Source organism: Mesomycoplasma ovipneumoniae, assembly GCF_033343935.1.
Taxonomy (GTDB): Bacteria; Bacillota_I; Bacilli_A; order Mycoplasmatales; family Metamycoplasmataceae; genus Mesomycoplasma; species Mesomycoplasma ovipneumoniae_G.
The window spans coordinates 56,510-72,136 of the sequence record NZ_JAWPGQ010000006.1 but is presented as its reverse complement, the minus strand read 5'-3'; the positions used below and the strand labels follow the sequence as shown (position 1 = coordinate 72,136).

General features: G+C 30.6%; 9 protein-coding genes. 6 read left to right on the top strand and 3 right to left on the bottom strand.

The window, feature by feature from the left end:
* Window positions 1-666: 666 nt before the first annotated feature.
* The 6 genes from R7X45_RS02275 (at window position 667) to nrdE (ending at window position 12,203) form a co-directional block, all read left to right on the top strand.
* Complete coding sequence (locus tag R7X45_RS02275) at window positions 667-4,251, top strand: P97 family adhesin (protein ID WP_318055760.1); 3,585 nt, start codon at window positions 667-669, stop codon at window positions 4,249-4,251.
* A gap of 30 nt (window positions 4,252-4,281) precedes the next feature.
* Window positions 4,282-7,812 (top strand): P110/LppT family adhesin N-terminal domain, encoded by a 3,531-nt coding sequence (locus R7X45_RS02270; protein WP_318055759.1) that lies wholly within the window; start codon window positions 4,282-4,284, stop codon window positions 7,810-7,812.
* Between the two features lie 121 nt (window positions 7,813-7,933).
* Complete coding sequence (locus R7X45_RS02265; protein ID WP_318055758.1) at window positions 7,934-8,269, top strand: hypothetical protein; 336 nt, start codon at window positions 7,934-7,936, stop codon at window positions 8,267-8,269.
* 267 nt (window positions 8,270-8,536) lie between these two features.
* On the top strand, window positions 8,537-9,583 hold the full coding sequence (nrdF, locus tag R7X45_RS02260; protein WP_080719434.1) for a class 1b ribonucleoside-diphosphate reductase subunit beta: 1,047 nt from the start codon (window positions 8,537-8,539) through the stop codon (window positions 9,581-9,583).
* A 1-nt stretch (window position 9,584) separates the two neighbouring features.
* Window positions 9,585-10,040, top strand: a complete 456-nt coding sequence (gene nrdI, locus R7X45_RS02255; RefSeq protein ID WP_258825182.1) for a class Ib ribonucleoside-diphosphate reductase assembly flavoprotein NrdI — start codon at window positions 9,585-9,587, stop codon at window positions 10,038-10,040.
* On the top strand, window positions 10,041-12,203 hold the full coding sequence (gene nrdE, locus R7X45_RS02250; protein WP_318055757.1) for a class 1b ribonucleoside-diphosphate reductase subunit alpha: 2,163 nt from the start codon (window positions 10,041-10,043) through the stop codon (window positions 12,201-12,203).
* Between the two features lie 35 nt (window positions 12,204-12,238).
* On the opposite strand, the gene R7X45_RS02245 is transcribed toward nrdE, so the two are convergent.
* The 3 genes from R7X45_RS02245 to R7X45_RS02235 all read right to left on the bottom strand — a co-directional run bounded on the left by R7X45_RS02245 (window position 12,239) and on the right by R7X45_RS02235 (window position 15,627).
* Window positions 12,239-12,748 carry a dUTP diphosphatase gene (locus R7X45_RS02245; protein WP_318055756.1) on the bottom strand — a complete coding sequence of 170 codons (510 nt, stop codon included), beginning with the start codon at window positions 12,746-12,748 and terminating at the stop codon, window positions 12,239-12,241.
* Window positions 12,749-13,420: 672 nt separating this feature from the next.
* The gene (locus R7X45_RS02240) at window positions 13,421-14,593 is read right to left on the bottom strand and encodes an NADH-dependent flavin oxidoreductase (RefSeq protein ID WP_318055755.1); all 1,173 of its coding nucleotides are present in this window, start codon (window positions 14,591-14,593) and stop codon (window positions 13,421-13,423) included.
* Between the two features lie 2 nt (window positions 14,594-14,595).
* Window positions 14,596-15,627 carry a lipoate--protein ligase gene (locus R7X45_RS02235; RefSeq protein ID WP_318055754.1) on the bottom strand — a complete coding sequence of 344 codons (1,032 nt, stop codon included), beginning with the start codon at window positions 15,625-15,627 and terminating at the stop codon, window positions 14,596-14,598.

Sequence of the window (15,627 nt, the reverse complement as noted above, 5' to 3'; positions counted from 1 at the left end):
AATTTGTAGATTTCTGAACGGTCAAATTTAAGGCATACCATTATATTTAAAAACATAATGGAAAAGTCGCATTTTCAGATTTTTTTATGACAAAAACATTCTTAATTCCTCCTTAATTCTAATTTCAAAATTTATTAACTATTCTTAATTGATACTTATTATAACACAATTTTATTTTTGACCAAACATTTTTTTTTTTTTTTTTGCAAAAGGTCAATTTTAAAACAATAAAAATTAAGATTTTAGGTCAAAAAACCCGAATTTACCGGTATTTTTGTGCATTTATATTAACTAAAAAGTGAATTTTTGCCATCAAACTGTCAAACTCAGGGAAATTCAGTCGAATAAGTCTTCCTTGATTTTTCAAGGATTTTGAAAAATAAAATAATTTTAAATCCAAAATTAGTTGATCAATCTAGTCCATTTATTCAAATTTTTTTATTTTTGCTGATTTTATTGACATTAAAATTAAAAAGTTAATAATCCATTTAGTCTAAAAAAGTCGCAAAAATTTGAAAAAAATACTAAAAAAAAGAGTAAAATTTACTTTTAAAAGGTAAAATGAAGTAAATTTTACTTTTTTATTTAATAAAATAATAAAAAAACACCATTGTAGTGCTATAATTTTAAATATTTGATTAAAAACCACATAGAGGAAAAATATATATGCCTAAAAATACTAATAGATTAGCAATAGCACTTACCGCTGTTGGCGGTGTTGCTATTTTTGCAACAACTATTGGGCTTGTAACTCGAATTCGCTATACAGGAGAAAATCCCCGAGCTGAATTAGAAAGTTTAGTTTCGCGAGTCCAAAATGTTGCCTTTAAATCTGATGTCTTTGATGATTCTACCACATATAGCCAAATAAAATCACAACTTTTTGACCAAAGTGGAAAATTATTAGCTGGCACAGATTTAAATAAATTTATATCTTTTTACACACAGGTTAATTCCAAACTACGTAAATTTGAGCCAACTTTTGCACCAAATAAGCCATTTTTAGAATTTATTGACTTAATTCCAAATGATAATGATCAAAGTTTTGAGCTCCGTTTTCGTGCAAAGCACCAAGTTGACAATAATCACACCGCATTTTCAACAATTATCTCAAAAAAAGTTTCTTACGCACAACGTTCACAATTTGCTCTTGCTGAATTTAATTCAAACTTAGAAAAAATAACCAAAAGTTTCAAAGAAAATATCCAAAATCTAAGAAGACAAGATTTTAGCTCAAGTGTTATAAATCCAAGTTTAACTGACCAAAAAATTGCATCTTTAACTCGTGCAGAAGATTTTGCCGCTGATATTAATAAATCTGGAACTGAAGCAGAGGCTGTTGAGAAAATAAGTCAATATTTCCCTGATTTTCAAAAATTAATTAATGAATTAAACTTTGATAAAAATAATTTTTTCCCTTTCAGACAAGGAACAATTTACAATTTTAGTTTAGAAAAACATCCTGGAACAAATAATTTTATTTCAGTTGGTCCAAATTCAGTTCCAAGTTTTTTAGTTAAGGCTGAATTAAGTGATGATGCAAAATTTGAACTTAAAAATTTCAATATTGAAGATGCCCAATTGCTTGAAAAAATTGATTTAGTGCCTCAGGCTAGTTCAAGTTCTGAGTCAAGTCAGGGTGAAGAAACTGCTGAAAAACAAGCTAAACAACCGACTTATTTTGCTGATGTAGACGATATTTTGTCTAAAATTTCACTTAGAAAACTACAGTTTACTGATTTTAAGGTTGGGACTCATCAAGTTACTGACACTCAAGTTTCAACTCAAGCTAGCTTAGTAAGTTCTGGAAGTCCTGAAGTTAGACAATTAGTTCAAGTTGCCACCGATCCTACCCAAAGTCAACCTCAGGCTCAAACAAGGGAAGCTGGTGGAACAGGGCAACAAACCGGGCAACAAGCAAGCACAGGAGCAACTGACTCAAACACAGGAACAAATGGGTCAACATCAGAATCAACTGGAACAGGTGGAGTTGCAGCTACAGGAGAAGCAGCCTCAGGAGACGGCTCTGGATCAGGCGCAGCGCAGCAACCTGATGCACAAACTAATACTGAACAACCTGCAGAAACTCCAGCTCAACCTGAAGACAAAACAAAGGAATTAGTCAAATATCTTGAAATTTCAACTCGCACTGTAAATGATTTTTTCGCTAGTTTTAATAAAAAAATATATTCTTCTATTAGAGAAAAATCTAAAGAAGTAGTAGATAAAATAAATTCTGAATTATTAATTAAGCCAATTTCCCTTGATTTTGGTGATTTTAATAAATATTTTGACAAAAAACAACCTCAAGGCGTTGATTTTTATTTAGATCTATCAAAAGCACAAGAAAAAGATGGTGTGAATACAGACAATTCAAATCTTGAAATTCCAGTTGTAATTAATCTTTATTCAAGTTTTTTTGGTGACTCAGAAAACAAACTTTTAGGATCTAAAACTTCAGTTTTTGAAATTCCTAATTTCAAGAAGGTTACAGCAGGAACAGTAGGAACAGGCACAACAAATATTGAATCTAATTTAGATACAGAGCGAAAAACATTCTATAATCTTGACGGTTTACCTACAACATCTGCTCAAGTAACCGCTGTTTCTCAACCAACTTCAGTTACTGTTTCAACATCAGGGACACAAACTACCACAACAAATAAACAAATTAGAATCGGTTCAACAACAGCTTATATTTCTAAAACTGAACTAGAAAATTTAATTGGAACTACTCAAACTAGTGGAACTGGTGGCGAGGGAACCGAGCAAACAGATCAATCAAAAGCTCCTAAATTTGAAGAAATTAGGAAAATTATTGGAAATCCTTTCCAATATGCCTATGATTTTGATGCAAATGAATCAATGCTAAAAGCTTGAGTTGGACAGCAAAAATTCCCTAAACTCGAAGATTTTGCTAATTTTACGGAAAATAATTTCATTGCATCAGAGTACAAAATAAAATCATTAAAATCTGATAAATTCTTCAAAAATGAATATGATGTTGCTTCCTTTTATGCGTATTTAATCCAAATGGAACCTGCTCAGGTTTTAAATTATCTCTTTGAAATTGCTAAAGCAAATGGTTTAGTTGATAAAAATGCTTCAATTAATCTAAATGATATAAAAGATGACAATATTTTCAAAATTGCCTCAGACGTTAAGTTTAAGACAACTGAAAAAGTTTATTCACTTGATTTTAACAACCAGTTTTTAGGTTTTGATTCTCGTGGTTGAATTTCTAATCTATTTTTACCAAAAAGTGTTTGGGAAAAAACAAACACTTTAATTAATGACAGTGATATTTTTAACGAATTAAACAAATATTCACCTGTAAAAGTTGAAACAAGTTCAGGTTCTATTTCAGGAGCATCAACAACTAGTTCAGGAACAAGTGATGATCTTTATAAAACATTGCAAGAAGCTGCTAAAAAAATTAAAGAAAATCTGAAAACACAAAGTTCTTCAATTCTAAAAGCTGGAGCTGATAGTAGTTCTGGCGGAGGTGGCGGAGGTGCTTCAACTACCACTTCAACCGAACCAACTTCAATTGAAGCTGAAACCAAAAAATTCTTCAGTGAAAAAACACAATCACTTAGCACTTTAAAAGATTTATTGCTAGCATTTTACTTTAAAGCTAAAGAATTAACCAACTTTAATGCTTGATCAAAATTAGGTAATGATCTAGACTATAAAATTGTTTTTGAAAAAAAGTCAGATTCAGGTTCAACTTCATCAGGTAATAGCGAAACTATCACCGCACCTTCTGGACTTGAGGACTATAAATTAACCTATTATTACAAAGTTTTTGACAAAAAAACTGGTGCTGATAAATATCAAACTCCAAAAATTGAATTAAATTTATGAGTTAATAAACAAGATACTCAAAGAACTGAAAAAGATGAATTAAATAAAGCTGTTTTAAGTATTCCGCCATCATTTTCGCTATTTTACCTCAAAAAAGCGGAGTTTGAAAAGCTCAAAAAAGATGGAACTACTGACAATAAAAGTTTTGAAGAAACTAAAGCATTCAAAGAAATTCAAGCAAAAATTCAAGAAAACAATAAAGATCTCAAACTCTCAGTTGTCTCAATAGATGAAGATAAAATCAGTCCGCAAAAATTTAAAGTTGTGAATTTGCAAATCGAAAAAACTACACCAGCTGGCGAAGGTTCTGCAACTTCTCAGCCAGTTAAATCAAGTCTTAGTTTCCAAGTTAGAATTGCACTAGACGATTTAGAACAAAAATAAGAAAATTTCTACCATTTTAAAGGAGAAAAAATGTTAAATAAAGAAAATAAATCAAAAAGTATAAAAACAATAATTTCCACAGGTTTTTCGATCACCGCAATTCTTACAACAATCGTTGCAGTTCCTATTGGTTTAACAATTTTTGAGAGTTCATATAGTTCACAAATTTTTGGAAACGTTGATAAAAATGAAGTTGTCAATTTAAAAACTCAGTCTACCTTTAGCGAAGAAGATTTTATTAATGCCCTTAATAATCTAAAATTACATGACCAGTACAAAAATTTATCAGCAAAAACAGCCCTTTCACTGGCTAAAAATCCTTCATATGCATTTAATTTTTTAAATGCATATGACTTTACTCCAATAACTAAGCACAATTTTCGGGTAGTTTTAGACATTGAAAAAGCAAGTCCTTCAGGCACTGAAGTAAAAAATGTCGTAGTTTATGCTCATTCAGATCAATTCAAACTTACTTATTCAAAACAAACTGACCTCAAAGGCTTTGCCCAAAGTGATAAGGCTGATGGAGATTTAGTTGGATTCCAAATTGATCTTGAAAAGTCAAAACTAGAACTTACTGGTACAAAAAACTCCAATTTAGTAGCCTCAGAAGTTGCTTTTAAATTGGACAATGACTTTCAAGCTTTTTATAAAAGAACACGTTCAAAATCACAAGCTTTTTCTGATGCTCTGTTCCAAAATGGACTGGCTTATAATTTAGTTAATACTTTAGGCCTGCCTTCAATTTTGGAAAAAGGTTATGTTTTGTCACCAAAAACAGTTGAAAACCAAAAAGCTAAACAAGAAAAAATAGTTATGGTTGGAGATTCAGACAACAAAAGAGTTGACAGTCTAATGAAAGTTGAAAACTTAGTTTTCAAAAATCTTAATGATCAAGTCGGAACTCTTTCAATTTCTTTTGAGCTAAAAGATCCAAGTGGGAAACTTATCAAAGAATTTGACTTTCCAATTTTAGGAATTAAAAAATTAAGTGATGATGTAAAAACTGTCGAGCAAAAAATTCTTGCACAATTTAGCGATTTTGTTCAGTTAAAACCCTTAGTTCAAATTGCACTTGTTAAAGATAATCTAAGTTTGGCCCAAATCGTCTACAAAACTGATAATAACCCCGTTAATCTCGCCACAGTCTTGAGCAAAATTACGCAAAACTCACAACAAATTGGACGACAGAGCCAAGTTTCAACCCAACTTTTCCAAGATCCAGGGCAAAATTCACAAGCTAATAATGCCAAAGTTGACATAAACCGTCAAGATTTAAGTGCTTTTTTCAATTTAAAGTCTGAAAAATTCCAAGTTCTTGGACTTGATGGTTATTTTGTTAAAATTAACAACATTAAATTAGCAGAAAATTTAACCCAAGCACAAAAAGATAAACTTGTACAAGAAAATAAAGTTTCTTTTGAAGTTGATTTTCAAATAGAAAAACAACTAAATATAGAAGCTCCTTATCTTGAAAGTGAATTTGTTAAGTCAAATTATCCAAAAGTTCTTGAATCTTCACTTGCAAGTTTAGGAAAAGGAAATGATTCTAAATTTGTTTTAGTTGATCTTGGTTCTTCAAAATCTAATGTTGAAGTTCAACTTGATTATGATGAAAATCAGCGAAAAGTTCTAAATGCTGTTCTAGAACAAAATTCAGAAGTTGACTTTACAAATTTAGACAAAATTGACCCACAAGATCCAAAGTTTGAAAACTTTAATCCTCTAGCTAAAACTTTTGAATTCAAAGAAAATCCTAACGGTCCGAAATTAACTTTAGAATATGTTAAATCTTTAGTGTCAGAAGTTGTTGAAGATGCTAAAAAACAAAAAACTTTTACTGAAGTAGCTAAAAAACTTTTCATTTTAGATTTAGGAATGGAGCCAGAAAGTGCCAGCGCTCTCCAAAAATATATAGACGCAAACAAACCAAGATTCGAACCAACTACAAAGAGTGATAGCGAAAAACCAGCAGAAGGTGGGAAAAAAGCTGATGAAGAAGGAGAGAAAAAACCAGAAGAAGGTGCAGTACCTGGAAGCCAACCAGCAGCATCTCAACCACCAGCTGGCACTCAAGCCTCTGGAGCTGATTCAGCTTCTGGTGCTAGTTCAGCTTCGCCTGCTCCAGCTTCACCTCCCGCCGAAGCTGCCACTACCTCAACAAACGCAGTCCAAACTACCTCATCAACAACAACATTCCAAGACGATCCTGCTAAAAATAAAGATGATTCAACTACTAAAACTGAAACAAACGAAGTTTCAACTTTTAAAGGTTTAGGTGTTGAACTTTGAGCATTTTTACAAAAATCTAATTATTCTGCACTTGGTCAAACTGATTATCAAGCAGAAGTAGTTACAAAATCAAATAGTCAAATTGATGTAATTCTTACTTTTGGTCCAAAAACTGAAACAGAGCAAAAAGATTCAAATCCTAAAGCTATTTTCTCAATTACACAATTAGAAAATGATGTTGATTATGATGTTTTAAGAAGTTATAATCCAACAGTATTTTTTGATTTTCGCCAAAATCAAAAAACAGATGGAAGTGATAAAATTACAAAAATACAACCACTTAACCGTGGCGATGTAACAATTGATCTTGAAAAAGATAAAGAAAATGTTGCAACTAAAGATGGATTATTAGTAAAAAAAGCTGTTGAAATTAAAGAGGTTCCGGCAAGTCCACAGGAAGCAGCGGCTGCAGAAGCAGCGGCAACTACTGAAACAACAACTCCTACAACCACAACTACAACTACTGATACTTCCAAGAAACAAATTCTTGAATCTGGTGTAATATTTTTAGCTTTCCAACCGCATAATATTAAAGACAATAAAAAACATTATTTAATCGCATCTGGCGAAGGTAAAGGTATTTTTATTAAGAAAACCAAACTAGGTGATGGAAAAACTGAGAAATTTGCCTTAGGTCTTGATGAAAATCCGGGTTCTAATGGAGGCGGAAAAGTTGACTCAATTGTCGCTTTAATTTCTGGAGTTGATGGAGAAGCCGACACACGACTTCAATTTGAAGAACCAACTTCTAGTTCTAGTTCTAGTTCTGGCGGTGGTGGTGGTTCAAATAATGGGTCTACTGCTGAAGCAAAAAATATAATTCAACTAGTTTTTGGAGTGCCCGCTCCTGATCCTTTCAGACAAACTAATGTAAATAAAGAAGAAGCCGATGACTTTGACTTTATTAAAGATGGAGATTTAATTTTCTTAACTTTAATAAAAAATCAAAATAAATGGACAATTTGACTTACTTCATCAAAAGCAAAAAACCCTTACAGTCAAAGAATTTCTAGTACTTTAGACCTAACTTTAGGAGGTCATTTTGATCATAGTAAAAATTTAACCTGAACTCATTTAGGTCCTAAAGTTGAAACAACTTCTACAACTGCATCTGGCGGAACTGAAACTCAAACTGCCACAACTGAAACTGCATCTCCAACAAAAATCTTATTCAAAGGTTTTGCAGTTTACGACTCACCTACTTTAGCAACAAATGTTGAGACAGTCTCAACCTTAAATAATCTTTTTATTAAAAAATTCATTAAATAATTTTTTAATAAAGCAATGGAAAAATTAAAAAAGTAAACTTTTAAAGACAAAAGTTTACTTTTTTGTATTAATAACAATAGTTTATATTAAAATATAAAATAAATATTATAATTATTATATTATGCAAAAAAACATAAATCCTTTTTATTCTGGAATTAGACTAATAGATCTTCCACAACCGGTTTTAATTACTCTATCTGTTATTTTCTTTGTTCTTGCGATAGTTTCAATTTCACTTCACAAATATACAAGAAAAAAAATTCAACAATACAAAGAACTTCAAATGGAAGATTGAAAAAGAGAAAATCCGGGTAAAAAACATTTTACTTATGAGCAGACAAAAATGTTTTTACCTGCTTGACAAAGAGCAAAATATAATGCCCATATTTTTTTGTGCGTAATTTTTGTTGTTGGCGGTTTTGTTTTTGCATTTGGCAACACCTTAACAACTTTATAAGTCTAATTTTGTTGTTTTTGTCTTTAAAATTATTTTTTCTTAGTTTTTTCCAAAAGCTTCAAAACAAATAAAAAAATTTTTAATCTATTCGCCCCCCCAAATTCAAAAAAATCCTATGAATTCAAAGGGTTTTTTTTAATTTTTTGTGTCAAAAAAATAAAAAAAATTTTTTAAAAAAATAAATTTTCTTTATTTGCTTTTTCTTTTGGTAAAATTATATTCCATTTAATTTTTTAATTATTTAAAGAGCTATTTAGAGGTGGAAAAATGAGTCAAGAAAACAACAATTTAAAAATTAAACAAAAAAATGATTATTATAACCTTTCAGTTTCGCCTCTGGAATATGCCTATAATAATTTTTCAGGCAAAATGCGGTCAGTAAACTGAAATGTCATCAATGATCCTAAAGATTTAGAAGTTTGAACCCGTGTAGTTCAAAATTTCTGAATTCCAGAAAAAATTCCGCTTTCAAATGATTTAGAATCATGAAGAAGTCTGTCACCAGAATGACAACAACTTGTAACCCGAACTTTTACTGGTCTAACTTTGCTTGATACAATTCAGGCAACAATTGGTGATGTAGCCCAAATTGGTCATTCTCTGACCGATCACGAGCAAGTTATATATGCTAATTTTGCCTTTATGGTAGGAGTTCATGCTCGTTCTTATGGTTCGATTTTTTCAACTTTTTGTTCAAGTGAAGAAATTGAAGAGGCACACAATTGAGTAATAAATAATGAAAAATTACAAAAAAGAGCAAGAATTCTAATCCCTTTTTATGTTGGAAAAGATCCTTTAAAATCAAAAGTTGCTGCCGCACTAATGCCTGGTTTTCTACTTTATGGCGGTTTTTATCTTCCTTTTTACCTTTCTTCAAGATCAAAACTGCCAAATACTTCTGATATAATTCGTTTAATTTTACGCGACAAAGTGATCCACAATTATTATTCAGGCTATAAATATCAAAGAAAAGTTGAAAAACTAAGCCCTGAAAAACAAAAAGAAATGAAAGACTTTGTTTTTGATTTACTTTATAAATTAATCGACTTAGAAAAAGATTATTTATATGACTTATATTCTGAAGTTGGAATTGCTGAATCTGCAATAAAATTTAGTCTTTATAATGCTGGCAAATTTTTACAAAATTTAGGATATGACTCACCTTTTACAAAAGAAGAAACTGAAATTGAACCTGAAGTTTTTAGCCAATTATCAGCTCGGGCAGACGAGAATCATGACTTTTTCTCAGGAAATGGTTCTTCTTATGTAATGGCCCTTGCCGAAGAAACTGAAGATGAAGACTGGGAGTTTTAAAATGGAAAACAACAAAAAACCCTATGAATTAGGCGATTATTCTAAACCTAAAGGTGAAATTTTTCTTGTTTATTTCTCTTCAATTTCAAATAATACTCACCGTTTTATTGAAAAACTTGGCTTTAAAAATCAAAGAATTCCAATTGACATTGACTCGCAAATTCAAGTTAATCAAGATTATGTACTTTTTTGTCCTACTTACAGCGGCGGAAAAGGTGATACAAGCGGTTCGGTACCAAAGCCGGTAATAAAATTTTTAAATAATGAACAAAACCGTAAATTTTGTAAAGGAGTTATTGCTTCTGGAAACACTAATTTTGGCGATACATACGCTCTTGCTGGACCGGTTTTGTCAAAAAAATTGAATGTCCCTTTTTTATATCACTTTGAGCTTTTAGGGACTTCTGACGATGTTATTAATGTTAAGACAATATTAAATAATTTTTGGGAAAAATAAATGAAAACACACGATAAAAATCATGCTTTTAGTTCTAGTAGTTCTGAAAGTTATATTAGCCTAAATGCAAAGGCCAAATTATTTTCAAAAAATCCAGATGCATATAAATTTGATATTTTAGCCGGGCAAAAATATATTAGCGAACATATTGAGCCTCGATTTAAAGTATTTAATTCGTTCAAAGACCGAATTAATTTTTTGCTAAGCCAAAATTATTATGACCCTAAAGTCATAAATCAATATTCATTTGAACAACTTGAGGAATTAAATCAAAAAGCTTGAAGTTATAATCATTTTTTCCCTTCATTTATGGGTGCTTTTAAATTTTATTCTTCATATGCCCTAAAATCTGATGATAATTTAACATATTTAGAACATTTTCCTGACCGGGCTTTGTTAAATAGTTTATTTTTGGCTAACGGAAATTTTGAAGATGCCAAAGCCATTCTTGAGCAAATAATGTTAGGCAGATTTCAACCAGCTACCCCAACTTTTTTAAATGCAGGAAAACTAAGAAGAGGAGAGTTTGTTTCTTGCTATTTAATCAGAGTTGAAGACAATATGGAATCAATTTCGCGGGCAATTACAACATCTTTACAACTTTCAAAGCGTGGTGGCGGAGTTAGTGTTTTGTTGACAAATTTACGCGAACTAGGGGCGCCAATTAAAAACATTGAAAATCAAGCAACAGGTGTAATTCCTGTCATGAAAATACTTGAAGACTCTTTTTCGTATGCAAACCAACTAGGACAACGCCAAGGAGCTGGGGCTGTTTATTTAAATGTTCACCATCCTGATATTTTGTCTTTCCTTGATACAAAAAGGGAAAATGCTGATGAAAAAATCAGAATTAAATCACTGTCTCTAGGAGTTATAATCCCAAATATAACACTGACCTTGGCCAAAAACAACGAGCAAATGGCACTTTTTTCTGTCTATGACACCGAAAAGTTTTACAAAAAACCTTTTAGTGACATTTCAATCAGTCAAGAATACTACAAAATGTTAGATAATCCCCAAATTAAAAAAACCTTTATTTCAGCAAGAAAATTATTTCAGACAATTGCTGAACTACAATTTGAAAGCGGTTATCCTTATATTTTATTTGAAGACACTGTTAATGATGCAAATGCTCATCCTGATCGGGTTGTAATGTCAAATTTATGTTCAGAAATTACTCAACCTTCAACTCCAAGTTCTTATTTTCCTGACTTAAGTTTTAAAGAAATTGGCCAAGATATTTGCTGTAATTTAGGTTCGCTAAATATTGACAAAGCCATGGAATCAGGTAAGGATTTTCAAAAAATGGTTCACTATTCAATTGTCGGACTTGATAGTGTTTCAAGAAATTCTGATCTTTCAGTTGCCCCTTCAATTCAAAAAGGGAATAATTTAAATCACGCAATTGGACTTGGAGCTATGAATTTACACGGTTTTTTAGCCAAAAATCAAATAATGTATGACTCAGAAGAAGCCCTTGACTTTACAAATATTTTCTTTTATTGTCTAGCTTTTTCTGCTTTTAAGTCCTCTTTAGAATTGGCGAAAAAATTTGGGCCTTTTGCTGGTTTTGAAAAAACCACATTTGCCACCGGCAAATATTTTGAAAAATATACAAAAGTTGATAGCTCAACTTTTGTACCAAAAACCGCTAGAATTCAGCAACTTTTTGAAGACTATCAAGTTGCAATTCCGTCCCGTCAAGACTGGATTGAACTGGTAGAGCAAATTAAAATTCACGGAATTGCAAATTCACATTTAATGGCAATTGCTCCAACTGGGTCAATTTCTTATCTTAATTCTTGTACGCCTTCACTCCAGCCGGTTGTTGCCCCTGTTGAAGTTAGAAAAGAAGGGAAATTAGGAAGAATTTATGTTCCTTCATATCAATTAGGCCCAAAAACATATGACTTTTATCAAAAAGGAGCATACGAACTTGGACCAATTCCAATTATTAACATCGTTGCCGAAGCCCAAAAACACGTGGACCAGTCAATTTCAATGACATTGTTTTTAACTGACAAAGCAACAACTAGAGATTTAAATAAAGCATATATTCATGCCTTTAAAAAAGGTTGCAAGTCAATTTATTATGTAAGAATTCGCCAAGATGTCCTTGAAGATTCAGAAAACTATGAATTTTGCGAGTCTTGTGCCGTTTAATTTTTCAAAATAAAATTATTTTGAAAAATTATTGTCTAATATTGATTTTTAATTCTTTCAAGATTTTTATTGTACTTTTCTAAATAAGCTTGAGTTACTTGATCAATATTTCAGTTCAAAATTTCAATAAAGCCAAGGAAATATTCAAACAAATTAACAAGAGTTTCTTTTTCCTTTTTATGCAAAAAATCAGCGGCTAAAATAAAGACTTTTTTAAATTGTTCGTTAATATCTTTGTTCTCAACAAATTTTGTTTCAAAAACTTGTTGGCTTTGAAAATGAATTCCGGCTGAAACAAGAAAATGGATTGCATCAACAAATTCTTCAATAGTTTTATCAAAATTAGACTTTTTGTTAATTTTTCAATATTTAAAGCTTTCAATTTCATTTGCAAATTCAGCAATTTCGACTATCGCAGCAATTATTACCTTATCTTGCCATTGCTGATCAACCTTTGTAATTAAATCATTACCATAACTATATTCAGCAAAAAGTTTATCTAAAATTTTTTGTTTTTCAAAAATTAGTTTTAAATCAACAATCATATTACTTCACACAAAAAATATATAATTAATAAATGTATAATTATATATTTTTTTGTTTATTTTTCAAAGAAAAAAAATTATTTTGCTTTTTCCAGAGTTTCCTGGTTTGATGGCAGAAATTCACTTTTTAGCGGATAAAAATATATAAAAATAACAGTAAATCCGTGTTTTTTTAGCTAAAGCCTTAATTTTTATTATTTTAAAATCAGCCTTTTGTAAAAAAAAAAAAAAAATGCTTGGTCTAGAAAAAAATTCTGTTATAATTAGAGTCACTTAAGAATAATTAATAAATTTGATATTGAATTAAGGGAGAATTAGTTATGTTTTTGTCATAAAAAAAATCAGAAAATGCGAATTATCCATTATGTTTTTAAATATAATGGAATGCCTTAAATTTACCCGTTTAGAAATCTTTAAATTTAGGGCTTTTGGTTATTGTTCTTTCAAAACTTCATATATTTTTTTAGGCTCAATTTAAGTAAAAACGAGTTTTCTATTTGCATTGAGCTTAAATAGTAGTTGTTTTTTTCTTTCGCGAGTGTTAGATTTAAAATTTAGTGTTTTTGCTTTGATAGTTATTTTTCCTTTGTTTGCTAAAAAGTTAAAAAAGTGCCCAAAAAACAGACACTTTTTTAAGATTATCTCATCAAACTGGGAAACTCGCAAAAAAAATTATTCTGGTTTTTTTGAATTATTTAAAATAGTTTTTCGAGCATTTTCAGGCAAAGATTTGCCATATTCAAAGTAATGGCCAATTTCCTTAAAGGCATTTTTATTTATTTTTAATTTTTCAAATTCTTCTGGTTCGAGACTTAATTTTATTGGCTGATTTTTCTCAATTTTTTCAACAAAATCAGGATCAGGTACAAATGCTGAAGAAATTCCGACAAAATCAGAAAATTGAATAGCTTCGACTGTTTTTTCTAAGGAATTTATTGAACCACTAGCGATAACCGGGATTTTTCCTTGTAATTTTTCATAAACTACATCGGAAATTAAGCGGTTAAAATTATTTGATTTTGAACGAACTTTGTCACGAAAAACGTCAAAACCCCAACCGGCAATTGCAATGTAAGAAATTTTTATCCCCCTTTTTTCGATTAAATCTAAGAAATCTAGGAAATTTTCGACTGTGTAACCTAAATTATCGCCTCTTCGTTCCTCAGGTGTTGCCCGGTAACCTAACAAAAAATTAGGATTTTTTGATTTTAAAATAGTTTTTTGTACCTTTTCTAATATTTCTACTAAAAACCGAGATCTATTTTCAATATTTTGACAGCCATATTTATCATTTCGCTTGTTAGTATAATGTGAGAAAAATTCTTGCGGTAATAATTTTTGGGCTGAAGAAATTTCAACCCCATCAAAACCAGCCTTAATTGCCCTTAGACAAGCATCTGCATATTGGCTAACAATTTTTTGAATTTGTTTTTGTGTAAGACGAAAAACCTTGTATTTTACAGGATAATTTCGCTTTTCAGCACTAGGTCCATAGCAAAAACCATCTTTTTCAACTTTTGAAACAGAGTGAGAACCAGCATGAATTAATTGCAAAATTGCGATACTTCCCTTTGATTTTATTGCTTTTGCAAGTTTTGCTAGACCTTCAATATCGCTGTCATTTTCGATACTATGACCATATTTGAACAAACTACCTGATTTACAAACATAAACTCCGCCTGTAATTGTCATTGGTGCACTATGGGCTCTTGCGCTAAAAAAATCTAAATCTGCTTGGCAAACTTGCCCCATTTCAGAAAGATTAAGATTAATTGGGCTAAAAACAAATCGGTTTTTTAATGTGAAATTACCAATTTGATATGGTTTAAAAAGTTTGTTTTTCATATTTAGTTTAAAAGTAAGTTACAAATTTCTTCTTCATCAACTTTTTGGCTAAAATAATCATCCAATTTTGCATCTTTTAGCCGATTTAATAGTTGATCTTGAGTTAATTTTGTCCCAATTAAGAAATTTTCTAACTCTAAAAGCGATTTTTTCGGGAAAAAATCGCCTGAAATTTTAATTTTGCTAATTTTTCCTTCATCAATTTCTAACGAAAATGTAATTGTTCCAACTTTTGTTCTAATTGATCTGTTGAACGAATAATTTGGGCTAAGTCCTCAAACAAAATCCCAATTTTTGTATTTTTCAGTAACCATTTTGTCAATTTGGACTCAATCACTATCAGTAAGTTCGTATTTTTTAAACTCTTTTTCTGAATTTACTTTCAAAAATTCAGTCAAAAATAAGTCTTTCATTTCAAAAACTGAAAAATTTTGGTATTCTTGTGAAAGCTTATTTTTTAAATTAGTTACCCGTTGAGAAACAGATTTTATTCCTTTTGCTTCAATTTTTTTCTGGTTTGGAGTTAGAATTTTGCCAATAAAATCAAAATCTACATCATATAAAAGTGAAAAACCTGCATAAATTCTATCATTTACAAGCGACATTGCCGCACCAGAAACTTTTTTTCCTTCAATTTGAAGGTCATTTTTTCCACTAAATTGCACATTTTTTATCCCTAAGTTTTGCAAAACTTTAATAACAGGATCGTAAAATTGTGCATAATTTCCGAGTAAATTTTTATTTTTTTCATATGGGAATGAAAAACAAAAATTTACACCATTTCTATCTAAATAAATTGCGCCACCACCGGTGTCGCGTCTAACAACTTCAATATTTTTTTGCTTTAAAAGCTCAAGGTTAACTTCAACACTTGGATTTTGGAAATAACCAATTTGGACATGTGGATCACAAATATAAGGAAAAACAATTGTTTCATCTAGTTTTAAGTTTTTGATTGCTCAATATTGAATAGCGAGCAAAATTGCACCGTCAAAAACTCAGTTTCCATTGCGTTTTGGTTCGATTAAGTACAT